A 22,137-nucleotide genomic window follows, 5' to 3' on the forward strand; every position below is an offset into this window, starting at 1 on the left:
AAATCGACAACACTGACAATAAAAATTGAAAAGGAAGATAGTATGACAACTTTAAGTCCAAAAGATGTGGTCATCGTAGATGGCGTACGCTCGGCGATGGGAAGATCTAAAAACGGTATGTTCCGCCATGTTCGTGCTGATAATCTCTCAGCAGAATTGGTGCGTGCTTTGGTAGAGCGCAACGATTTTGACACCAACGATGTCGAAGACATCATCTGGGGCTGTGTCAACCAAACCCTAGAGCAAGGTCTAAACATCGGCCGCAATATCGGCCTGCTGGCTGGTATTCCAAAGACTGCTGGCGGCCAAACGGTCAACCGTTTATGCGGCTCTTCTATGCAGGCGCTACATACCGCTGCCGCTCAAATCATGACCGGTCAAGGTGATGTCTTTATCATCGGCGGTGTTGAGCACATGGGTCATGTTGGTATGATGCATGGCGTGGATCTCAACCCAGCAGCCTCTAAACACTATGCTAAAGCCTCAAACATGATGGGCTTAACCGCTGAAATGCTGGGCCGTATGAACAACATCACCCGCGAAGAGCAAGACGCTTTTGGTCTTGAGTCACATCGCCGTGCGTGGGCTGCGACCACTGAAGGCCGCTTTGATAATGAAATCATCGGTATCGAAGGCCATGATGCAGATGGCCGTCTGCAGCTATGTACCGTCGATGAAGTGATTCGCCCAGATGCGACGATGGAGCAAATGCAAAAACTGCGTCCAGCCTTTGACCCTAAAGGCGGTACAGTGACTGCCGCGACGTCATCTGCACTCTCTGACGGTGCGTCAGCGATGTTGGTCATGAGCGCGCAAAAAGCCAAAGATCTTGGTCTAAAGCCTCGCGCTCGTATTCGTAGCATGGCTGTCGCTGGCTGTGATGCGGCTATCATGGGTTATGGTCCGGTACCTGCGACCAACAAAGCCTTAAAGCGCGCTGGCATGAGCGTCGATGACATGCAAACCATCGAGCTAAACGAAGCCTTTGCTGCCCAAGGTCTATCTGTACTTAAAGCCTTGAACCTGACGGACAAGCAAGACATCGTCAACATCAATGGTGGCGCGATTGCACTGGGTCATCCACTAGGGTGTTCAGGTGCTCGTATCACGGTTACCTTGCTAAACGCTATGGAGCAGTCTGACACCGAGCTTGGCCTTGCAACCATGTGTATCGGCCTTGGCCAAGGTATCGCCACTGTGATTGAGCGTGTATAAGACTTTTAACGAGCAATGTTAGTCTGGTTTATTTAACAAAAACTCCAATCTCTATGATTGGGGTTTTTTTTATGGTTGCATGCTAAAAATTGTATGACAAACACGTGTTTATAACGTGTGCATAAGTTGTTAATAAAAATTATCTGCATTGACGCCCCTACAAATCTATGACTAAATAACAGTGAAGCGAACAAGCGTATGAAATGAATAAAACCTATAAGCCAGCACTATAATATAGCTATCATTGTCAGTCGTACAAGGAGTGTACTATGTCTACCATGATTACCGACCGCACGTATCGTATCGCTCGCGAAAATACCCAAGCGATGCTGATCGATGTCCAAGAGCGCCTTACCCCGCATATCTATGATCACGAAAATATCGTCAAAAAAACCGTGACACTGATTAAGGGGCTGCAGGCGCTTGATATCCCTATCATGCTCAACGAGCAGTATAAAAAAGGCCTTGGCGATACCTTGCCTGAAATTCGTGAGGTGCTTGCAGATAACAATGCCAAAAGCTTTGAAAAAGTGACCTTTAGTGCGTGTGATAACGATGAGTCATGGCACCATTTGGCGCAGCAAAACCGCAGTATTGTGTTACTGTTTGGGGCAGAGGCACATGTATGCGTCATGCAAACGGCGCTTGATTTGTTAGACAACGGTATGCAGCCGGTCATCATCGGAGACGCTGTCGGTTCGAGATTTCCGTATGATAAAAAACAAGCCATTCGCCGTATTCGCCGTGCAGGTGGAGTGATTAGCACGGTTGAGTCTATCTTGTTTGAGCTGTGCCGCAGTAGTAAAGATCCAGCGTTTAAAACCATCAGCAATTTGATCAAATAGCCTTTTGTCCAAATTGCTTTGTTTGTGCTGCCGCAAGTGTGTGGGTCAGATATAAAAATAGCGCTTGAGGCTATCAGCGCTATTTTTGCGTCTAGGGTCGGGTTTTGTACTAAAATGAGCGCTACATTTGCTGATTGCTTAAGAGAGAGCCATGCCATCCAACCATTCAATCCACCCGACACCTTCAAATGACAACCCCTTAACGGGTACTGCGCCTGCTGATCATATCGATATCGATGATGTGACGCATTTTTTATTAGAATTAGATGCGCTAAAGCGCGTCAATCGGCGCAGCTATGTCACCCAGACCACCCGCCGCGAAAACTCAGCTGAGCACTCTTGGCATTTGGCGATGGCGTGTTGGTCGATTGCTGACTTGTTTGCGCTAGACGTCAATCACGAGCAGCTGCTCAAGATGGCGCTGGTTCATGATTTGGGTGAGATTGATGCTGGTGATACTTTTTTATACGACAATACGCGTCATACGGCGCATATCGAGGAGCGTCAAGGCATGGCGCGCTTGCAAGCGGAGCGTGGCAATGGCATTGCTAACTTAGCAGCGGTCTGGGAAGCACAGGAGACAGGCGATAGCAAAGAAGCGCAGCTGCTACGGGTGGTGGATCGCTTATTGCCGTTTTTGCTCAACCTCAATACCAACGGGCAGACGTGGATTGAGCTGGGGGTGACGCGCTCGCAGGTGGCTGGCGCGCATGCCTTTATCAAAGACAGCTTTCCGCCTATTCATGACTGGCTGTCACAGCGTATCGACTATGCGACCAAGCAAGGCTGGCTAATCGATGCATGACCAATAAAATCGTTCGCTTGGGTCAGCTTGGGTCAGCTTGGGTCAGTTTGGTACGGCTAACGCTGGCCGCGGCACCTATCGGCAGCGGCGCAAAACTGGCACACGATGCCAAAAAAAATAGGCGTGCTGCGACCCTTCGATGCTGCCCAAAATCATCCCAGTAGCACTGTGCTTATTTTAGATTGATCAACTATGGTCACATAGATAGCCATTAAAAAACCCGGCCAAGCGTGATTATTCGCGCTTGACTGGGTTTTGTCTTAAAAAAACAGACAGATTATCTAGCGTTAGCCATACCCAATAGCTGTCCCATTTTTACCACACTATTGGCTTGCATGCTGTCTTGCCAGTCGGCTTCTGCGCCTTTTGGCAACACGACTATTGCTGTTGAACCTAAATAAAAACGTCCAAGCTCATCGCCTTTTTCAAGCTTCATGTCGTGCTCGGCCTCTTGAATATCGTCGGTACGGCTGATTTTGCCAGTGGCGACTGTCTCGATACCAGCGACGATCATCGCACCGACCATCACGACCGCAGCTTTGCCGTAGGCGGTATCAAACAGACACACCAAGCGCTCATTGCGCGCAAACAAATCAGGTATGTTGGCAGCCGTGGTGTTGTTGACAGAAAACAGCGTGCCCGGCACATAGCGGGTTTTGGTCAAGGTACCAGCAAACGGCATATGCACGCGGTGATAATTGCTGGGTGCCAGATAGACTGTGGCAAAACTGCCATCGGCAAAATAATGTCCATCTTCGCTATCGGCCAGCAGTTGGCCGATATCATAGTAGCGCCCTTTGGCTTGCAAAAGCTTATGATCGTCAATCTGACCGAGCTGCGAGATGATGCCGTCAGCTGGGCTGACAACCCCCTGCGGCGTGACGTCGATAGGGCGCGCGTCTGCTTTTAACTCGCGAGTAAAAAAGTCATTAAAGCTCTCATAAGCACCTAAGTTTTGGCGCTCATACTCATCCAAGCTGATATGATAGGCTTTTGCAAAGCTACGAATAAAGGTGCGCTTGACATAGGGGTGGCGACTGGCAGCCAAACGGCCAGCGACTTTACTGAGCTTTTGTTGCGGGACAAGCTGCTGCAAGGTGGTGAATACATTCATAATATGGCGACCAAAATAAAGGTGAGAGAGTAATAAATAGGCAAATAAATGATGATATTTTATCATGGACGGCCTAAGTTTGTATGAGCATAATTGGTAAGGGGAGCATAAATGAAAGCATTGATACAGCGGGTACATGGTGCGAGCGTCAGCGTCGATGGGGGTTGTGTCGGGCGTATCGAGCGCGGCGTGCTGGCATATATCGGCTTGGGGCCTGAAGACGACCTACAAACGGCCAAGCGAATGATTGATAAAATCCTTGGCTATCGTATTTTTGAAAACGACGATGACCCTACCAAATATGGCAAACTGGACAAAAATGTCCAGCAAGTCGCTGGCGGGCTGCTGCTGATATCACAGTTCACCCTGATGGCGAAGACCGACAAAGGCCGGCGTCCTGATTTTGGCGGTGCCATGCCACCAGAGGCAGCGCGCGTACTGTTTGCTCAGCTAGTCGACTATGCCAACAGTCAGCACCCTCAGGTATCGACGGGTCAGTTTGGCGCAGACATGCAGGTTGCGAGTATCAATGATGGGCCACTGAATTTTATATTAGACGTGAGCTAAAGCATCAAATGTGAATCATGATGGTGAGTGCCGTCTGTTTAAGGGAAGTGGCTTGGTCTATAGCAGCCGCTTAAATGACAAATGTCATCAAACTGTCACAATTACCGCGTTTAATAGGCAAGCAGTGGCGAGTGATTATCGCTCTTTTTTATACGTCTGTTTTGTCCCTTATCACTGAGAATACCCTATGTATAATGAGCAAATTTTGATTGTTGAAGACGAACCTGCAATCCGCGAGATGGTCGTAATGACGCTAGAGATGGCCGGTTTTGATAGCTTGCAGGCAACGGACGTATCAGAGGCGCACCAACAAGTGGTCGACCATCGGCCAGCGCTGATTTTGCTAGATTGGATGCTGCCTGGGGACAAAAGCGGCATTGATTTTTGTCGTATGCTCAAAAGTGATGAGCTACTCGCTGAGATACCCGTCATCATGCTGACAGCCAAAAGCGAAGAGGACAGCAAGGTGCACGGTCTGGATGCGGGTGCAGATGATTATATGACCAAGCCTTTTTCGACGCGCGAGCTGATCTCAAGGATCAAAGCGGTGTTGCGCCGTAGCAATGCTTTGAGCGCCGACAAGACTATTGAGATAGGCAAGTTAAGCCTCGACCCCAAAAGCCAGAGAGTCATGGCGTCTGGGCAAATCATCGATGTCGGACCGACTGAATATCGGTTGTTGGCGTTTTTTATGAGTCATCCTGAGCGTGCCTATACGCGCACCCAGCTGCTTGATCAAGTGTGGGGCGGCAATGTCTATATCGAAGACAGAACCATCGATGTGCATATCAAACGCCTACGCAAACTGCTGCGCCCTCATGACTGCGATAAGCTGATACAAACGGTGCGCGGTACTGGTTATCGCTTCTCAAGCGTTGTTGAGGCCAAGTGATCGGCGCTCATACTGTCAAAATAGCCGCCGCAATTCTGTTGCCAGTCCAGCTATAATCACCATAATTATCAGTAAGTGATTATCAGTAAGGGCTACTTAGCAGATAGAGATAATCATCATTATGATAACGAGATAACAAGTAGGGCAAAAAATAGGTCACGAAAAATGGATGAGTAACATAATGTCAAAGCAATGTATCGAACAAGATATCTCAGAGCCGATAGCGCTACAAAACACCACCGATCAATTAAAAAAAATAAGAAGTGCGCTGCGGGCGCTGCGCGATGCGGTGATTTTACTCAATGACAGTGATGGTCTGGAGTGGTGGAATCAGGCCGCTGAAGATTTACTATTATTGCAGGCAGCAGATAAAGGCCGATGTATTTTTGACTTTATTGACGCATCTGAGTTTCGTCAGTACTATCAAGCGCCGACGCTGGCTGACGAAGGTGTACATATAAAGTCATGGCGCGCGCCTGAGCGCTATTTAAAGTGTGAGCTGACCCCATTTGCCGACGAAAAGCTATTGATCATCTACGATGTGACGCGTCTGCATCATCTAGAAGAGATGCGCCGCGACTTTGTGGCCAACGTTTCGCATGAGCTGCGTACGCCGCTGACCGTGATGATGGGGTATTTAGAGAACTTTTCGGATCAGCCAGACATGCCGCCGCACTGGAAGCGCGGCTTTGAGCTGATGACCCAGCAGACAGCGCGCATGAATAGAATCGTCAATGATTTATTGCTGCTATCGCGTATCGAAATCGAAGAGACTCATGAGCTGCATTATATCGATATGATCAAGCTGCTGACTCATATCTATGATGATGCACAGGCCTACAATCAAGAGTACGGTCATAGCATCCATCTACAGATAGATACCTATGATGGGCTGTACGGCTCAGAGATATATCTGACCAGTGCCTTATCCAACCTGGTGATCAATGCGATTAAATACACGCCAAAAGGTGGCGATATCACCATCAGCTGGACCAAAACAGCAGAGGGTTGCCGTTTCGCCGTCGAGGACAATGGCATCGGTATTGCGCCGCAGCACATTGCCCGCCTGACAGAGCGTTTTTATCGTATCGACAAGGGTCGTAGCCGTGCCACAGGTGGCACAGGCTTAGGGCTGGCTATCGTCAAACACGTCTTATACCAGCATGAAACCAACCTACAAATCAAGTCGGTAGAAGGCAGCGGCTCGACATTTAGTGCGGTGTTTCCGCCAAATTACGTGCGCTCTGCGGCCATTAGCTGAGGTTTGATGGCTATTAATATAATATTTGATGGCTATTAGCCAATGTCAGATGGATACGCAAGCAATCGTCGTGCTTATCATGACAGGCTACCGGGCAGGCTCGGATTTTTGCAAAAGCGGGTAGGGGTTGACCGCATTGCCTTGGATATAAATCCCATAATGTAAGTGCGGCGGTGTGCCCTTGGCGATGCCGCTATCGCCGACATAGCCGATGATATCACCCGCATCGACCCAGTCATTGGGGGCGATATCGGCATACTCCTCTAAGTGCGCATAGTAGTGGCCAGCGCCGCCAGGACCGACGATGACCACCACACGCCCGCCTAGGGTGTTTTCGCCAACCTTACTGACGATGCCTGCTGTCGTCGCTTGTATCGGTGTGCCTCGCGCGGCAAATATATCGATCCCTTCGTGTGTGCGGCCTTGACTGCGCGCTGCGCCCCACGTGTCGCTTAGGTTTTGCTGAGGCAGTGGCGAGGGCAGGCTGTTTTCTGTTGGCAGATCTTGCTGCAATAAGCTGAGCTGTTGCCATTTGGCGATGACAAAGGATTGGGTTTGCTGGCTGATGCTGGGCCATAATCTGTCTAATACAAACAATAACATCAACAATACTGCTGCTCTAATCAGCAGTTTGAGCAGGCGGCGAAAAAACCTAGGCCGCGGTGGTGGATTGGGCCTTGGTGGTGGCTTGTTGCCATCGGCGATCATAGCGATCCTTTGTCAGTATGGTCATAGATATTATAAGAGACCTGCGCTAGCAGGTTTGTATCGCATTGTTATATCTGCTTGTTATCTTTGGCTTTTAGCCCCATAAACACAAGGCAGTCTATGGGATACCGTGCGTTGTTTGCGCTGGATAAAACAGACTGTTATCGATTATGGATACCCAACGCGCTACAGCGAGCTTTATGACTGATTGCCTCAATATACCAAGTCTGACTGATACTGCTTTGGTTATCGATACCGAAACCGATCAAGGCCGTGACCCAAGACCGATTCAGGTTGCTACCATCAACGTAGCGACGGGGTTTGAGTGGATGAAGTACTTTAATAGTGGCCGTGCCATCTCACCGGTGGTCATCAAAGTACACGGTATCACCGACGATGATGTGGCGGGTCTTGAGCGTTTTGATCTACAAGCGTTTGATTTGCCCACCTACCTCATCGGCCATAATGTGCGCTTTGACTGGCGCGTGATAGGCCGTCCGACTACCAAGCTGATCTGTACGGTGCGGCTCGCCCGTGTGGCCTTCCCAGAGTGGCGCTACTACGGTCAGTCTAAATGTATCGAGCAATTGCTGGGTAAGTCTGCAGCGAGTGAGCTGACCTGCGCCGCCCATGATGCGCTGGGTGACGCCCGTATGTGTTATTTGCTGTATCAAGCATGCTGCACGCGTCTACAAATCGCGCCGACAGACTTTGCTGCGGCTCATGCCATCGCCAATCAAGCCAATCCTGCCAGTAGGATGCCATTTGGCAAATATAAAGGCCGACTTATCACCGAATTGCCCATTGGCTATATCAAGTGGATGCTAGGTAATATTCATAATTTGCAGCCGTCGCTGTACTCTGCTCTACGCCAACGCGTCAAAGCAGAAGATGCGCAAAAAGATTGACGCATGCCTTAAAAAGCCATGCCCTAACACTGCTGCTCCAACCAGTCCACCGCCATTTGCCATAGTGCTGGGGCTTTTTCATGGGTGCGGCGACTAAAATAGCGCATATGACCGATATGACTTAAACCAAAATCTTGTGGGGTATAAAAACGCTTTTTGGCAGGCATCTTGGTAAACACACGTATCATGTCGTCTATATTGTCGCTGTTGGCGATATCATCGTCGCTAAACCCTAGCCACAAAGCGGGCATGCTAAGCTCATCGTAAAAATGAGTATGTATGCTGTGACCAAAGGCGGTTTTGATATAGCCTGCGCCATTGCACCACTCGCGCCACTGCCGAGCAACGCCGCGTGGTAATGGCTCGCCCATACCGATTTTATCCGCTGGTGTATAGCCTAATACCAAGTTACTAAGTGGAATAAAAGCATCCATAAAACCCATGGCCTTGAGCTTATAGGGCATGTCCATGTTTTTGATTTGCCCTGACGAGCAAGCGACATTGAATACAGACTGTACGGTCCGATAGTTTGGCATCAAGCCAATCAGCTGACCGCCGGCACTGTGACCGATGATGTGATATGTGGTATCGGCAAACTCATCTTGCAGGGCATCAAGCACGGCTGGCAGGTCGTGACGCCCCCAACTGATCAATGAGGCGTCACATTTGGACAGCTCGGTGCTTAACGACTCGCCGATACCTTCGTTGTCAAAGGTCACTACACCAAAACCGCAGGTAGTCAAATAAGTGGCAAAGTGGTGATAAAACTGACGTTTAATGCCAGTGGCAGGCGCTATCATGACCGCCGCTTTTATCGTATCTTGCGGGCGATATACTGTCGCGGCTAGCGGCTGATTGCGTTCAGTCATGATACTCAGGGCATCGGTTGTTATGACATGGCTGTCTGTTGGTAGGGGGTTTTGCGGTTCTTCCATGAGTCGGCCTTATGGTCTGATCTATAGTGTGGGGGCTGGCGTTTTGTGGTTATGGCGGCTACAAGGTTTGGGCAGCTCGGCTGGCTCTAACGGCGTGATGGTCAGTCCGTTATGAGGCTCTGATGCGCGGCTTTGATGATATCAAGCTCATGTAACAGCACCGCTTATGTTAAGATAAATGAGGGTAGGTGAGGCGGGCAATGATGACTTGTAAGTTCTATACGCTATGACTGGAGCGGCGCTTTGTCACATTTTTATTGTCATCTGTCAACTGAGCACTCACCTAAAAACAATAATATAAAAATTAAGGAAACACTATGCAAATGAAAATCAATAACGACACTTATGAAGTAATCACCAGTCAAGATATCACCAATATCGAAAAAGCCGTCGATAAATCCTCACTGACCATGCCACTGGTTGCGGTGTATTGTGGCTCGCGCCTAGGTAATCATGAAGTGTATGAGCAAGCCGCTCGCGAGCTGGGTCTTGCGCTGGCAAGAAACGGCATGGGTCTGGTCTATGGCGGTGCTAGCATCGGGCTGATGGGGGCGGTGGCGGATGAGGTCGTCAACGGCGGCGCTCAAGCGGTCGGTGTGATTCCAACCTTTATGCTCAAACACGAAATCGCTCACAATCAGTTGACGCGCCTACATTTGACCGACACCATGCACACGCGCAAAACCGTCATGGCAGAGTATGCCGATGCTTTTATCACCTTACCAGGTGGGCTTGGCACGCTCGAGGAGATCATGGAGATTGCCACGTGGCGTCAGCTTTATCAGCACGAAAAACCCATGATTATTCTGAATATCAATGGGTTTTATGACCGAATGATAGATCACTTAGCCTATACCGCTGAGCAAGGATTTATGAAGCAAGAAGATTTGGCGCGTCTGGTGGTATGTAATACCATCGGTGAAGCGATTGAGATGCTAAAGACTGTGGTCACCATCGACGATGCTGTCGATACCGAAAAAATGGCGGGTAGCGAAAGCTAAAATGTGCAAAGACTCAAAGACTGCCAAATCCAGAGATTAAAGCTCTCAGAGAGCAAGACGCTCAGAGGGCAAAAAGCGCAGGCTATCCAATAACGGTGGTCTGCGCTTTTTTTATTGAATTATTGAGTGGGGGTTTTGCTTCGTCTGCGCTGTGAGCGGGATAGAAGCAAAAATAAGCCAAGATCAGCGATGCCTCATAAGCTGGACAGTATGGCCTCACGGATACCATGGTTTACTCCCGCCATGGCCACTGGAAAACCGCGCTGCTCAGCCAGCTCGCGAGCCACACTATCGATGGTTAAGCTATCGTTGTGCGCCAGATATGGCCATTTATGAGCATAGCGGTGACGGTTTGCGGGCGTATCTGTTGTCACCAAACCCAGCTCAGCCAGCTCATTGACGATTTGATCCGCTGCAATCAAGGTCGAGGAGGCTTTGACGTTTTCTGCACGGGCATAGCGGATATCAGCGTACAAGCTGACGTCAGCGACGCGCAAAGTATCGTCTTCTCCAGGGATTTGCTGCCCACCATACAGGGCATTGCCAACGCTACGAGCACTATGAAAGGTCGGTACAAACTGCGCCACATAATCGATGGCTTGTTGGCTACGCGCTTGTAGCGGCGCTTTGTCCCAGCCATCCTCGATGTAGTGTACGTACTGCTGCGGTAGCTTGGGCTGGGCGCTGTCAGTATTCGACGCCACCAACCCATCATCAAACAAAGTAATGGCATGACTCATGCCATGAATCTGAAAGTAACCATCAGGATAAGGCGTCAGCTGTGCCATTCCCTCAGGGGTGCCGCGATTGCCATAGACGATGATCTCGGGTATCTGACCACCAGCTTCGCCCCAGTGGGTGATATAGGAGGACTTAAATTCGACCATACGGGTGACGGAGACACCGACCATATCATCGATGACCCCTGTACGAAATCCGCACGCATTGATCAGGTAGTCGACCTCGATCGCGTCTTCTTGCACCGCCTCTGTAGAGCTGCTTGCTGATTGGTAGTCGATGCGCCATTTGGTCACATGGTGATCGGCGTTTGTACAGTTTTCACAATCGACGGGCATGACCTGTGTCACCGTGGTATCGGTAAACACATGAGCGTGCTCATACTCTGCCAATGCTAGCTGTGCTGACGCGGCAAGGCGAAAGATATTCCAGCCGTACTCTTGGACGACGATAAGCGGGAACTTGACTTTGTTTAAATCCAGATACTTGGCAACTGGTATCATCCACTCATCGACTGTGCGAGGGATGGCGACTTGCTCACGCTCGGCCAGCGCCAGCAACTGCTCATGGTTATAGAGCTGATAGTAGTCCTCAGGCTCGCCCAAGACTTTATTGTTTGGGTCCTGCGCAATCAGCTCGCGATAGGCGTCTGTCAAAATATCAAGGCGTGGTAACAAATCCTCAGGCAAGCCTTCATCGCGTGTCGGGACGGCGAACACGGTAGGGCGCACATCGATGGTATAAGGGTATAAGCGCAAAATATCGATACACTGCTTGAGTAAGGCGACGCAGTCTTCATCAGGGATTTCGCGATACAAGTTGCCGCCGGCATGCAAGTGGCACATTGGTGGGCCGTCGATGAGAGATTGTTTTTTTTCAAACACATACGTCTCAAGCCCCAATGCAGCCAAGCGAATGGCAATCGTCGCGCCTGCCGTGCCGCCGCCTAAGATACCCACACGCTTTGCCGGTCGCGGCATGTCCGCCGTCTTCGCCGATGCTGCATCAGTGGCTGTATTGGCTGGTATGCCGCTATGGCTAGAGTTGGTGTTGTGATAAACGGATTGCGTCATTGTCGTTGTCATATCCTTGATAGCCTGAGCCGCGCTTAGGCTGCACTTATTGATTATAGGGTCGGTCGCTTTTAATATGCGTGCGCCTATCGCCAACTTCAACATCTTATCGTCATTGTTAGTCAATGCTGATCATTCGTATAAAGCTGTTTTAATATAGGGGATATTTTACGAAAGTTGAGGCGAGCATAAGATGACAAATACGTAAGTACATGCATGAGTTTTGTCAGTAGAGCCGAGAGCATGACAACCCATAGGCTGTATAAAGCGACAAGGCGCCGTGGTATAAAAGGTAGGCAGTCTGGTGGTTTTAGAATAAAAATTAGCCAAAACGATAAGGGGTGACCGCTGCAAGTAGCGTTGATGTTTGTAAAATAATCCGGCTTTTGTAACAGTATATATTGAGACAAACGCCGCGTTTTTAGCCTGCGCTATATAGTGAATAAACCTTAAAACAGCGACAGCGCTACTGGTCTTCACTTTTTTTATTTGACAGCAATGTGTCTTATCTTTATCCATATTTTTAGAATGAAGATACGCCCTAGTCAAGAACAGCCATGATGGTGGCTGCTTTTTGTGTTGGCTTATGACGGTTAGGGTGATGGTGATTCAGATGATGGTCGTATAAAAGACGAATGTGAAGGGCGCTCTATATATCTGCGAGCGCTTCAGCTGGTACGGTTTTTACCGCACGCACGGTAGTGGCAGGTTTTCTATATAAGGGGAAAAAGTCTGAATGTGACTCGTCTGGGGTCAGTCTACGCGCGGCTACCAGCTTGGCATACTTGTCTGGATTGATGATGAGCCTATAGGTCTTAAACAGCAACTCTTGTGAGCTAAAGCCTTTTTTGTACTCGTATAAAGAATCCAGCGCCCCGCCCACACCGCCGCCTAAGTGGAGAATTTGATAGTTATTTTCTCTACCCCAATTGCGGGCGGTATGGGTAATTAGCTTGGAGGGCTGCAGATGAGAGTAGGCACCGCACGTGCCGCCGAGGTGAAACTGCATGATGCCAGACTCTCGGCAGAGGGTATAAATAGCAGACGCAATCGGCGTATCGTCTTGATAGGCGGTGATGAGTAGTATCCGCTCTTGTAGGTTTTCTAGCAGATTAAAAAAGTAATCGTCATCAAAAAAGTAGTATTGATCGGCCTGCACATGCGCCATGGTTTCTTTATAAATGGTAGAAAACACCAGCGCACTGGCTTTGGTCAGCCGCTCAATTTTGGTCACGACATTGTGCTTGATGGCTTTTTTGATGCCTCGGCGATGACGGTTTTGCGTCTCGCTCCAGTGCGCGGCCTCAGACTGACTCAGATCAGACATCAGCGTAAGACCATGAGTCAAAGCCTTACCAACCGTCGGTATCCAGTCTTTATTGATAATAGGGTGCAGGCGCATAAATAACGACACGCAGCCTTTAGCAAAAAGCCGCTCTTTCACTGCCTGCAGCATATAATCTGCCTCCGCATCACTAAGCGACTTGTCCATCAGTGGGCCACCATAGCCGTAAGTGGTGGTTGCATCCCAGTATGCCGAGTCTATTTCACGGATGATAATGGGCAAAAAAAGCTGTTTGTTTTTATAGGTGGCCATCAGTCCCATCGGCGTACCTTTATCGACTATCGCCGAAGCCGTCACCCAGCCCGATAAATGATATATATCAAAATGACAGTGTTTTATCTTTTTGTCCCACTGTTGATCGATATTAAGAAAGTCTATCTGTACGGTATCCATCCTTCTGCTCCCTCAGAGGTTTGCCTTTATATTCATAAACCCGTATATATGAATATACCAACAAACCAAGGGGTAAACAAGAAGAGAAAGGCTTTTATGTAATATATTGAATATAGAAGGCTGAGCACAGGTTTTTAATTTAGTAGGGATCGGCGTAAAAGCGCCAGCACGGCTCTAGTGTGGGTAAAAGATGCCGCGCAAAGTTGGGACACGCTCTTGCATCAAATGCCAAAAACCGTTAAAATCGCGGTTTGATTTTCCCGCTGGGGAAAGGCTAAGTGAACAGAGGCGTGGTGTTGGGTGCTGGAATAAGCCAGTGATGCAGTTGCCACTCTTAGACATGTCCTTAGTGCCTCAGTTACGTATGCCAGCATGTGTTTGATTGCTCATCAAGCCGCCTGATACATACATCGGACATAGAGAGATTATTATGCGTAAAGATATCCATCCTAACTACCAAGAAGTTTTGTTTCACGACACCAACGCTGATGTGTTTTTCTTGACTCGCTCAACGGTCAGCACAAAAGCCACTCGTGAGTACGAAGGTAAAGAATACCCATACTTCCCACTTGATATCTCAAGTGCATCGCACCCATTCTATACAGGCGAGCAGCGTAAAACCTCTACTGAAGGCCGTGTTGCTAGCTTTAACAAACGCTTTGGTGCATTCGGTGGCCGTAGCAAAAAAGCGGCTGACTCTGCTGAGTAATATGCGCTTATCGCGTCATGTTATATGGCGCAGTATAAAAAAACCGCTGATCATTCAGCGGTTTTTTTATGTCAAATCAGCCAGCATCTGTTAGCGCTCAAGGAGCTGTGCGATTAGTGCTGCCAGCTGCTGCGCCCACAAGCCATAAGTCAAGCTGCTGGGGTGAAAGCCATCACTGGCAAACATCGCCGCGCTATCAATGGAGCCGCTGCCGCTGTGCATTTCGGCCATCATCGCAAAGTCAGCCGCCATGTAGTGTACACCGCCCTGAGCCTGACACACGTTTTGTAATACCTTATCGAGCGCCATGGCTTTGGCACCGATAAAGGCGTTGAGCGGCGCGGGTAATGCTGGCATTTGCGCCATCGGCGGTAGGCTAGAGAAGACAATCTTGCGCGCGCCAAACTTGCGCTGAGCAATGGCGATGATCTGCTCGAGTTGCTGTTGCCACTGGTCGGGGGAGACGTTTGCTGTGGTGTCATTGACCCCGACGCTCAAAACCATGATATCAACAGGCTGGCTGGGCGCAGACAGCACATACAATCGCCGCAAAATATCAAAGCTGGTGTGCCCCGTCATCGCCTGCAACGACCAGACAATCTCAGCAAACTGGCTATGAATAATTGGCTGTTGCTGCAGAATGGGGATTAGCTTGCCTGCCAGCGCTTCTTGCTGTGTCAACGTCCCGACCCCTGCTGCTGCGGAGTCGCCGACGATCATCAACTGTAGGGCAGGCTTCGATGCTTGGGCGGGCATCTTAGTCGCTGATACTAGAGTGACCCGGCCGCATCTCTCACCGGTAGGCTCAGGGAGGCGTACCGTATCACGTTTGACCTTGATACCTTGGTACAGATAAATTGGCGCAAGCAGCATATCTTTTTTGGATAAATTTAGAGAAGCTACCATCCTGCACGCTCCCGAATAGTAGTCAGGCTGTCGTCGATCAACAGCTTACCATCGACATACACATCGCGTAGTAGGTTGTCAGCAGTCGATAAGTCGTCGAGCTTGATGGTTTTTGGTTGGCCTTGGGTCTGATTGATCAACGCCAAGCGGCCTTTTTTTGAGCGTTTTGAGCGGCTGGTCACAGGATCCTTATAGATATCCTTCCAAACGCCATCGATACAAATGGCGCTGGCTTTCATCGCCCAGCTCATGGTGTCGCGGTTGACTTGCTGCAATAATCCGCCGCCCATCCCAAAGGTGATGTTATCCGCGCTAAACCCAGCCTTTAGCACCACATCGATGATGCTGCCCAAAGTGTTTGGGCTGATGCCATCGCCTTGGATGATACGCACATAATCTGGCAATACCTTATAGCCTTTACTATTGATGGTGGTGCCAAACTTCACAGCCAAGCGCTCTAAAGCTTCGCGTACCACTTTGGCAGGCTCGCCGCTATCTGGTCTGATGACCAGCGTGCCGCCCATGTTTTTGACCTCGTCTTTGAGGCGGCCGCCCCAGATATTATCTATGGCGTTCCATAAATCATAGCTGTCAGAGACCACAGAGATGCTTTTGCCCGCGCCGCCAAACTGCGTAAGCATATTGGCAAAGGCGGCTGTCTCGCTGTCGCGGCCCCAAGCGGTCATGGTACTGTGCTCGGCGGCCGGAATCGAAAACGCTGGCATGTCTTTATCCATCCGATACCAACGGCTGGCGGCGACCAGCGCCGTCATCGAGTCGGTCCCTGCAAAGTTTACTAAATGCGCCAAACTGCCTAAAGCGACTGATTCTTGGCTAGAAGCACCGCGCGCGCCAAAATCATGCAGCCGAAACGTAAGCGAGTCGCTATTGTCGGCAGATTTTTCTAGGGCCTGACGAATGATGCCTTTACAGTAATGCGAGACGCTAGCGACGGTGGAGGGGTACCAAATAGCGCGTAGCAGTGCGGTCTCGATATAGCTTGGTAGCCAATAAAACTCAGGATCGGTATTGATGACTTGGCAGACGACGTTTGAGACAGGGACGATGCTGCCTTCAGGGACGGCCTCGATACGTAGTGGCAGGTAGCCACCGTGTTTATCGACCAAACGCTCCCAGCCTGCACGGTTAAAGGTCAAGCCATGCGCTTGAATGACCATTTCAGCTTCATCGATATCTTGATGGGTGATAGGGGTGCTGAGGTACTCTTTGATAAAAGCTTGCAGACCAAAAAACACCACGTCGTAGTCGCCTTTACGCGCCTCAATGTAGCTTGACAGATACTCACTACCGCTTGGGTATTGCACCCAATGTGAGGTCTTGTAGCTGTCGCTATTTAAGATTAAGTTACTCAGATTGCCAGTGTACATCACAGAACTCCTCTGCGTTGAGATGCCGCGGCTGCCTTGATATATGACAGCTGCGGCGGTGAGCCGTTACCGTCTATCGGTGCCGGCATAAAAACGTTACTTAGCCTGTTTTTTAATAAAATAATCATAAAGACTCAGTGCGCTGTTTGCCAATTATAGCCCTACCATTTTGGTAATGATCGCATAGTGGTCTTCAAACATCATGGTGGCGTCCAGCTCAGCCAGCGGTAGCCAAAAAGCCTTGGCCGCATCGTCGCCGCCTTTGACTTTGGGCAAGCCTTTTGGGTCGTTTTTTAGCTGAAAATAAAACGCTTGGGTAATCGTACGACCGCGCGCGGAGCGGTACGGATCATCAAAGGTATGCTGACTATGGCAAGAGCCGCGTAATACTGGCTCAGGGACTTTGAGCCGTGTCTCCTCGCGTAGCTCACGGATACAGGCATCAAACAAGGTCTCTTTTGGGTTCACAAACCCACCGGGCAACGCCCAAAGCCCACGTCCTGGCATGCTGCGGCGCTCTACCAATAAGATATGGCCTGATTGTACAATCAGCGCATCAGCAGTCATAAAGGTGGGCGGATAGGGCGCAGCCTGCCATTGTCTTTTATATTTATCGATAAAATCGGCTTCTTCGTGCAGCTGTTGATAGTCTTCGGTTTTTTTGAAATCATCGAGCACGTGACGGGTGGACTCAGGCGTACGCTCAGGTGTTGGCGTCGCCCCCATCAGATAGCTGTCGCGGATAGGTGTGGCTGATAGGTTGTGATAATTGGGAACAGAGACAGAGTCCCAGTTGGGAAACAGTGATAGATAATACGACGAGCTGTCTTTTGAGTGGCCTATCAGGCCGATATCACTTTGCAAATCACCGGTGACAGATTTGACGCCGGCTTGTACGTATTGAAGCCAGCGCGTGTCATTATATAGTGCATCATCTAACCCCACGCAGTGGATGCGCGCGGCATCAGCAGATGAGTACGCGCCCTTAATCATCGCGGCACGCTCAGCGACGCTAAAAGGATTGCGTAGGCTGCGTGGTAGGTTGGCTGAGCCAATCAGCATAATCACTTCATCAGCGCGCTGTAGCGCCTCGTCGACGACCGCTTTATGCCCTCGATGAAAAGGCTGAAAACGTCCGATAAAGACCAGATAACGATAGTGTCTGCGCTTATCTGTTTGCTGCTCTACTGAATCACCCATATGTGCCACTGTCCTGCCATTGATATGTCGTTAATAAAAATAAAGGCTAAAAACCATGCTGCCAATACTGACACAGCAGCAGCGCCACTGACAAGTGCAAAGATGTTTTATACCGTGTATGGGTTTGCTGGGTATGGGTTTGCTGATTTACCAAAAAAGGAGCGAGCAGGCGCTAACGCCTTTACGGTGGTGATCATCTGGCGCTATAACGATCAAGTCATCTGGCGTGCTGTTCGATCCAAGCGGCGACCGTTGGCCAAATCTCTGTCGCTGCATGACGGCTAATCATAATGCGGCTATGGGTATAATCGTCCAAATCACCACGGCTGCGCGCGTACTCTCGAAAGACATTGGTAGCGTTATTATTAGTAGAGGTGGGGGCAGAAGAAGGGCTGCTATTAGTAGCACGGTTAAAGGCATCAAAAAACCGCCGACAGCCAGCGGTTGGGGAGATGAAGTTATCACCCTTGGCACTGATGGCATAGATAGGTATCGTAACCATCGGCATGTGCTGTCGATAATCAAAAGGGGCATTGTCGGCAGTCTGTTTGCGGCTGCTATTAAAGTTTTGTTGTAAGTTCCAATCAAACCACTGGTTCATGGTGTGATAGCTTTCGTTGATCGGCCCCAGTTTGAGCTTTTTGGCAGGGATATAACCGACCGCTTTTGTCACAAGCTTGGCGGCAAGTATTTTGGCGTAGCTGATAGGGCTGGCGGCCGCCCCAAACGCTTGACAGGCAAACATAGTGGCGCTGTTGATTTTATCGATATAATCTGGATATTGAATCAAAAACATCGTCAAGCCCACGCCGCCGCCGCTATGGGTGACGCAGTGCAGATTATTGAGTTGTAATTCATCAAAAAAGTAGCGAAAAGTCGCCTCATAATCATAGGTTGCGACGGTCTCAAAATCAAACGCCTCTTTAGGCGCTGGGCTGTCGCCATGGCCGCGCCACTCCATGATGTAGCACTGATGGCCTAGACCGGCCAGATACTCGGCGATTTTTAGACAGGTTTGTTTGTCTGAAAAGGTGCCATGAGTCAAAAATATATTTTGTGCCTTGACGCTTGTGTCAGGGGCGCAAGGTGCGCCAGCCGTTGCGTCTGCGTGTTGTTTGATACTGTTTGCTACCCGCCAAACGGCTATTTGCTCGCCGTCCTTGGTCGTCACGAGATGCCGCGTCCGTGTCATCATAAAGCGCTCTTTTACCCTCAGTTTTTATCACAATATCCCTATAACTGCCGCTTAGTTATACCATAATTGATGAGTCTTTGATGGCCGTTTTGTGACCAACTGAGCCAAATGAGTATATGAATGAAGCAAATTGAGCGATAAAGGATAAAGGTGTCAGAAATAAGGCGCTAGGAATTAGAGCATCAAGAATTAGAGCATCAGAGGTCAAAGCGTCAAGCGTTGAGCAACAACCACGGAGGTGCTGCTTGATAAATATGAGAGTCGTCTTTATATAAAGGAGAGCATATCAACGATCAGACCCAGGGCAAGGCTATCTGCAAGCGGTGTTAATTCACAGTGGGGCAGTCGGAATTGTCGCCTGAATACGCTATAATAATGAGTATAAATGCCACAAAGCCTTGGTGGGCGTGAGCAACCCGTGACAGACACGCCCATCAGATGATAAATCGGTGCAGTTGGTACCCCCTTATCGTTACACACTCTACATTCACGACACAGTAGCCACGACAGGTATCGCGTTTGTGTCATAACACATAGGAAACATTATGAGTGAGCACAATCAAGCTGCTAATCAGTTGGATCAGTCAGCAGACTATGAGTCAGCGCTAGATACTGAGCAAGCGGACGTAAAAAGTAACATCACTATCACAGAGTCGGCGCAAGGTTATTTGGCTGATTTGTTGGCCAAGCAAGACACCGACGGTATCGGTGTCCGTATTTTTGTTGAGCATCCAGGTACGCCGCGCGCCGAGTGCTGCATGGCGTACAATCAGCCAGGCGAAGAAGACAGCGCGGATTTGGTGCTCACGTATGACGATTTTTCTGCGTTTATCGAGGCGGCTTCAGTGCCGTACTTAGAAGATGCGGTGATTGATTATAATAAAGACCGTTTTGGTGGGCAGCTCACCTTCCGTGCGCCAAACTCAAAAGTACCAAAGGTCGGTGCTGATGCCAGTGTCGAAGAGCGTATCAACTATATCTTGCAATCAGAGATTAACCCAGGCTTGGCCGCGCACGGCGGTATGGTGGACTTGCTAGAGCTGATCGACGAAGAAGGCGTTGGTCTGACAGCCGTGCTAAAGTTCGGTGGTGGCTGTCAGGGCTGCTCAGCGGTGGATATGACTTTGCGCCAAGGTGTCGAAGTCCAGCTTAAGCAGCAAATTCCTGAGCTGACGCAAGTGGTTGACGAAACCGACCACAGTCGTACTGAAAATGCGTATTATAAATAATCGGCGCGGCAAAGTCGCTCAAACCATTCAGCTTAGACAACGCTACTTAAGTCTTAAATAAAGCTACTTAGATCAAATAGTATGGTCGCTTATGAATTTTTGTCATTAAGAGATGAATGATTTGCTATTCTTTTCATAAAGAAGTTGAGTTATGATTAACTCAGCTTTTTTTATGCCTGTCGTTTTTGTAGACGGCGTTTAGCGACAGCGGCGTGAAGATAACGATTTGACATTTTTTATCATGATATCCTTATTGAATCATAAATACCTACATAGGAGCACAGTATGAGTGACGGACAACCAGACCAGCAAAACCAGAATACACCGCGTCTTGAAACCTTGGCCATCCATGCCGGATACCAAGTTGAGCCAACGACTAAAGCGGTCGCCGTACCCATTTATCACACCAGCTCATACGCGTTTGACAACACCCAGCACGGTGCTGACTTATTTGATCTCAAGGTTGCAGGCAATATCTATACCCGTATCATGAACCCAACCAATGCGGTACTAGAAGAGCGGGTGGCTGCATTAGAAGGCGGTATCGGGGCGCTGGCGGTGGCGTCAGGCATGGCGGCCATCACGTATGCCATTCAGACGATTTGTGAAGCGGGTGATAATATCGTTGCGGTATCGACACTATATGGCGGTACTTATAACTTGTTTGCCCATGCGCTACCGCGTCAAGGCATCGAAGTACGTTTTTTTGACCACAAAGAGCCAGAAGCAATTCGCGATCTTATCGATGATAAGACCAAGATGGTGTTTGCTGAGAGTATCGGCAATCCGCTGGGCAATATCGTAGATATCCAAGCGCTAAGTGATATCGCTCACGAGTATGGCGTGCCTGTGGTAATCGATAGTACGGTTGCGACGCCTGCGCTCTGCCGCCCGTTTGAGTTTGGCGCGGATATTGTCATTCATTCATTGACCAAGTACATGAGCGGTACGGGCACCTCGATCGGCGGCGCGATTGTCGATAGTGGGACGTTCCCTTGGGGCGACTATCCTGAGCGTTTCCCGCTGCTCAATACTCCAGATGAGAGCTATCATGGTGTCAATTTTGTCAAAGACGTCGGCGCTGCAGCGTTTATCGCTCGTGCCCGTGTGGCACCGCTACGCAATACTGGGGCGGCAATCAGCCCATTAAATGCTTTTGGTATTTTGCAAGGTATGGAGACGCTCAGCCTACGTATGGAGCGCCATGTACAAAATGCCCAGGCCGTCGCTGAGTATCTGCGCGACCATGACAAAGTCGCGTGGGTTAAGTACGCAGGTCTATCGGACCATCCTGAGCACGAGCTGGCCAAAAAATATATGAAAGGCACGCCTTCTGCTATTTTAACCTTTGGGGTAAAAGGCGGGCTGGAGGCTGGCGCCCGCTTTATCGATGCGCTGCAGATGATCACGCGCTTGGTCAATATCGGTGATGCCAAATCGTTGGCGTGTCACCCAGCGACCACCACCCATCGCCAGCTCAATGAGCAAGAGCTTGCCAACGCTGGGGTCAGTGCTGACATGGTGCGTCTCTCTATCGGTATCGAGCATATCGACGACATCAAAGCCGATCTGGCACAAGCATTGGCTGCGGCTTAATATCGTCATACTGGCCATACCCGTACGCTATTTATACTGTCTCGTCCTAAAATAGATTGATAGTTTTTTTGCTAAGTCAGATACCTTATGTATCTGGCTTTTTTACATTAAGCA

At 49.5% G+C, this 22,137-nt stretch carries 20 protein-coding genes; 11 read left to right on the forward strand and 9 right to left on the reverse strand.

Annotated elements, in window-relative coordinates; genetic code table 11:
- Nucleotides 1-42 precede the first annotated feature (42 nt).
- The 3 genes from fadA to BTV99_RS11675 all read left to right on the forward strand — a co-directional run bounded on the left by fadA (nucleotide 43) and on the right by BTV99_RS11675 (nucleotide 2,865).
- Complete coding sequence (gene fadA, locus BTV99_RS11665) at nucleotides 43-1,215, forward strand: acetyl-CoA C-acyltransferase FadA (protein ID WP_075102534.1); 1,173 nt, start codon at nucleotides 43-45, stop codon at nucleotides 1,213-1,215.
- Between the two features lie 269 nt (nucleotides 1,216-1,484).
- The gene (locus tag BTV99_RS11670; RefSeq protein WP_075102535.1) at nucleotides 1,485-2,060 is read left to right on the forward strand and encodes an isochorismatase family protein; all 576 of its coding nucleotides are present in this window, start codon (nucleotides 1,485-1,487) and stop codon (nucleotides 2,058-2,060) included.
- Nucleotides 2,061-2,211: 151 nt separating this feature from the next.
- Entirely contained in the window at nucleotides 2,212-2,865 is a 654-nt protein-coding gene (locus BTV99_RS11675; RefSeq protein WP_075102536.1) for an HD family hydrolase, read from the forward strand.
- 277 nt (nucleotides 2,866-3,142) lie between these two features.
- Here BTV99_RS11675 and asd read toward each other — a convergent pair whose 3' ends face one another.
- Nucleotides 3,143-3,979 (reverse strand): archaetidylserine decarboxylase, encoded by an 837-nt coding sequence (gene asd / locus BTV99_RS11680; RefSeq protein WP_075102554.1) that lies wholly within the window; start codon nucleotides 3,977-3,979, stop codon nucleotides 3,143-3,145.
- Nucleotides 3,980-4,090: 111 nt separating this feature from the next.
- Between asd and dtd the strand changes: the two genes are divergently transcribed.
- The 3 genes from dtd (at nucleotide 4,091) to phoR (ending at nucleotide 6,699) form a co-directional block, all read left to right on the forward strand.
- On the forward strand, nucleotides 4,091-4,546 hold the full coding sequence (dtd, locus tag BTV99_RS11685) for a D-aminoacyl-tRNA deacylase (RefSeq protein ID WP_075102537.1): 456 nt from the start codon (nucleotides 4,091-4,093) through the stop codon (nucleotides 4,544-4,546).
- Nucleotides 4,547-4,733: 187 nt separating this feature from the next.
- Nucleotides 4,734-5,438, forward strand: a complete 705-nt coding sequence (gene phoB / locus BTV99_RS11690) for a phosphate regulon transcriptional regulator PhoB (RefSeq protein WP_075102538.1) — start codon at nucleotides 4,734-4,736, stop codon at nucleotides 5,436-5,438.
- A gap of 169 nt (nucleotides 5,439-5,607) precedes the next feature.
- Nucleotides 5,608-6,699: a phosphate regulon sensor histidine kinase PhoR gene (phoR, locus tag BTV99_RS11695; RefSeq protein ID WP_256713784.1), complete on the forward strand. Its 1,092-nt coding sequence runs from the start codon at nucleotides 5,608-5,610 to the stop codon at nucleotides 6,697-6,699.
- 87 nt (nucleotides 6,700-6,786) lie between these two features.
- Here the strand turns inward: phoR and BTV99_RS11700 are convergent, their stop codons facing one another.
- Complete coding sequence (locus BTV99_RS11700) at nucleotides 6,787-7,407, reverse strand: M23 family metallopeptidase (RefSeq protein ID WP_075102540.1); 621 nt, start codon at nucleotides 7,405-7,407, stop codon at nucleotides 6,787-6,789.
- 200 nt (nucleotides 7,408-7,607) lie between these two features.
- Between BTV99_RS11700 and BTV99_RS11705 the strand changes: the two genes are divergently transcribed.
- Nucleotides 7,608-8,315, forward strand: coding sequence for a putative quorum-sensing-regulated virulence factor (locus BTV99_RS11705; protein ID WP_075102555.1), 708 nt, complete (start codon nucleotides 7,608-7,610; stop codon nucleotides 8,313-8,315).
- 23 nt (nucleotides 8,316-8,338) lie between these two features.
- Here BTV99_RS11705 and BTV99_RS11710 read toward each other — a convergent pair whose 3' ends face one another.
- Nucleotides 8,339-9,250 carry an alpha/beta fold hydrolase gene (locus BTV99_RS11710; protein WP_075102541.1) on the reverse strand — a complete coding sequence of 304 codons (912 nt, stop codon included), beginning with the start codon at nucleotides 9,248-9,250 and terminating at the stop codon, nucleotides 8,339-8,341.
- Between the two features lie 317 nt (nucleotides 9,251-9,567).
- On the opposite strand from BTV99_RS11710, the gene BTV99_RS11715 reads away from it, so the two are divergent.
- Nucleotides 9,568-10,251, forward strand: a complete 684-nt coding sequence (locus tag BTV99_RS11715) for a TIGR00730 family Rossman fold protein (protein ID WP_075102542.1) — start codon at nucleotides 9,568-9,570, stop codon at nucleotides 10,249-10,251.
- Nucleotides 10,252-10,445: 194 nt separating this feature from the next.
- On the opposite strand, the gene BTV99_RS11720 is transcribed toward BTV99_RS11715, so the two are convergent.
- Both BTV99_RS11720 and BTV99_RS11725 read right to left on the reverse strand, forming a co-directional pair.
- On the reverse strand, nucleotides 10,446-11,969 hold the full coding sequence (locus BTV99_RS11720; protein WP_083608643.1) for an FAD-dependent oxidoreductase: 1,524 nt from the start codon (nucleotides 11,967-11,969) through the stop codon (nucleotides 10,446-10,448).
- Nucleotides 11,970-12,711: 742 nt separating this feature from the next.
- A complete protein-coding gene (locus BTV99_RS11725) occupies nucleotides 12,712-13,800 on the reverse strand; it encodes a GNAT family N-acetyltransferase (protein WP_075102543.1) in 1,089 nt (362 codons plus the stop codon).
- A 430-nt stretch (nucleotides 13,801-14,230) separates the two neighbouring features.
- Here BTV99_RS11725 and BTV99_RS11730 point away from each other — a divergent pair, with 430 nt between their 5' ends.
- Complete coding sequence (locus BTV99_RS11730) at nucleotides 14,231-14,509, forward strand: type B 50S ribosomal protein L31 (protein WP_075102544.1); 279 nt, start codon at nucleotides 14,231-14,233, stop codon at nucleotides 14,507-14,509.
- 90 nt (nucleotides 14,510-14,599) lie between these two features.
- Here BTV99_RS11730 and BTV99_RS11735 read toward each other — a convergent pair whose 3' ends face one another.
- The 4 genes from BTV99_RS11735 to BTV99_RS11750 all read right to left on the reverse strand — a co-directional run bounded on the left by BTV99_RS11735 (nucleotide 14,600) and on the right by BTV99_RS11750 (nucleotide 19,198).
- Nucleotides 14,600-15,415, reverse strand: a complete 816-nt coding sequence (locus BTV99_RS11735) for an SGNH/GDSL hydrolase family protein (protein ID WP_075102545.1) — start codon at nucleotides 15,413-15,415, stop codon at nucleotides 14,600-14,602.
- Nucleotides 15,409-16,803 (reverse strand): nicotinate phosphoribosyltransferase, encoded by a 1,395-nt coding sequence (locus tag BTV99_RS11740; protein ID WP_075102546.1) that lies wholly within the window; start codon nucleotides 16,801-16,803, stop codon nucleotides 15,409-15,411. Before BTV99_RS11740 ends, BTV99_RS11735 begins: the two co-directional genes overlap by 7 nt.
- A 153-nt stretch (nucleotides 16,804-16,956) precedes the next feature.
- Complete coding sequence (locus tag BTV99_RS11745; protein WP_075102547.1) at nucleotides 16,957-18,003, reverse strand: bifunctional nicotinamide-nucleotide adenylyltransferase/Nudix hydroxylase; 1,047 nt, start codon at nucleotides 18,001-18,003, stop codon at nucleotides 16,957-16,959.
- A gap of 217 nt (nucleotides 18,004-18,220) precedes the next feature.
- The gene (locus tag BTV99_RS11750; protein ID WP_075102548.1) at nucleotides 18,221-19,198 is read right to left on the reverse strand and encodes an alpha/beta fold hydrolase; all 978 of its coding nucleotides are present in this window, start codon (nucleotides 19,196-19,198) and stop codon (nucleotides 18,221-18,223) included.
- Nucleotides 19,199-19,743: 545 nt separating this feature from the next.
- On the opposite strand from BTV99_RS11750, the gene nfuA reads away from it, so the two are divergent.
- Together nfuA and BTV99_RS11760 are read left to right on the forward strand one after the other, a co-directional pair.
- Complete coding sequence (gene nfuA, locus BTV99_RS11755; protein ID WP_075102549.1) at nucleotides 19,744-20,427, forward strand: Fe-S biogenesis protein NfuA; 684 nt, start codon at nucleotides 19,744-19,746, stop codon at nucleotides 20,425-20,427.
- A 285-nt stretch (nucleotides 20,428-20,712) separates the two neighbouring features.
- Nucleotides 20,713-22,023, forward strand: a complete 1,311-nt coding sequence (locus BTV99_RS11760) for an O-acetylhomoserine aminocarboxypropyltransferase/cysteine synthase family protein (RefSeq protein WP_075102550.1) — start codon at nucleotides 20,713-20,715, stop codon at nucleotides 22,021-22,023.
- Nucleotides 22,024-22,137: the final 114 nt, after the last annotated feature.

The sequence above is a fragment of the Psychrobacter sp. Rd 27.2 genome (assembly GCF_001921755.1).
GTDB classification, from domain to species: Bacteria; Pseudomonadota; Gammaproteobacteria; order Pseudomonadales; family Moraxellaceae; genus Psychrobacter; species Psychrobacter celer.

Coding starts and splice junctions, on each gene's coding strand:
- fadA (WP_075102534.1), top strand. CDS start 43: ATGACAACTTTAAGTCCAAAAGATGTGGTCATCGTAGATGGCGTACGC.
- BTV99_RS11670 (WP_075102535.1), top strand. CDS start 1,485: ATGTCTACCATGATTACCGACCGCACGTATCGTATCGCTCGCGAAAAT.
- BTV99_RS11675 (WP_075102536.1), top strand. CDS start 2,212: ATGCCATCCAACCATTCAATCCACCCGACACCTTCAAATGACAACCCC.
- asd (WP_075102554.1), bottom strand. CDS start 3,979: ATGAATGTATTCACCACCTTGCAGCAGCTTGTCCCGCAACAAAAGCTC.
- dtd (WP_075102537.1), top strand. CDS start 4,091: ATGAAAGCATTGATACAGCGGGTACATGGTGCGAGCGTCAGCGTCGAT.
- phoB (WP_075102538.1), top strand. CDS start 4,734: ATGTATAATGAGCAAATTTTGATTGTTGAAGACGAACCTGCAATCCGC.
- phoR (WP_256713784.1), top strand. CDS start 5,608: ATGAGTAACATAATGTCAAAGCAATGTATCGAACAAGATATCTCAGAG.
- BTV99_RS11700 (WP_075102540.1), bottom strand. CDS start 7,407: ATGATCGCCGATGGCAACAAGCCACCACCAAGGCCCAATCCACCACCG.
- BTV99_RS11705 (WP_075102555.1), top strand. CDS start 7,608: ATGACTGATTGCCTCAATATACCAAGTCTGACTGATACTGCTTTGGTT.
- BTV99_RS11710 (WP_075102541.1), bottom strand. CDS start 9,250: ATGGAAGAACCGCAAAACCCCCTACCAACAGACAGCCATGTCATAACA.
- BTV99_RS11715 (WP_075102542.1), top strand. CDS start 9,568: ATGCAAATGAAAATCAATAACGACACTTATGAAGTAATCACCAGTCAA.
- BTV99_RS11720 (WP_083608643.1), bottom strand. CDS start 11,969: ATGCCGCGACCGGCAAAGCGTGTGGGTATCTTAGGCGGCGGCACGGCA.
- BTV99_RS11725 (WP_075102543.1), bottom strand. CDS start 13,800: ATGGATACCGTACAGATAGACTTTCTTAATATCGATCAACAGTGGGAC.
- BTV99_RS11730 (WP_075102544.1), top strand. CDS start 14,231: ATGCGTAAAGATATCCATCCTAACTACCAAGAAGTTTTGTTTCACGAC.
- BTV99_RS11735 (WP_075102545.1), bottom strand. CDS start 15,415: ATGGTAGCTTCTCTAAATTTATCCAAAAAAGATATGCTGCTTGCGCCA.
- BTV99_RS11740 (WP_075102546.1), bottom strand. CDS start 16,803: ATGTACACTGGCAATCTGAGTAACTTAATCTTAAATAGCGACAGCTAC.
- BTV99_RS11745 (WP_075102547.1), bottom strand. CDS start 18,003: ATGGGTGATTCAGTAGAGCAGCAAACAGATAAGCGCAGACACTATCGT.
- BTV99_RS11750 (WP_075102548.1), bottom strand. CDS start 19,198: ATGATGACACGGACGCGGCATCTCGTGACGACCAAGGACGGCGAGCAA.
- nfuA (WP_075102549.1), top strand. CDS start 19,744: ATGAGTGAGCACAATCAAGCTGCTAATCAGTTGGATCAGTCAGCAGAC.
- BTV99_RS11760 (WP_075102550.1), top strand. CDS start 20,713: ATGAGTGACGGACAACCAGACCAGCAAAACCAGAATACACCGCGTCTT.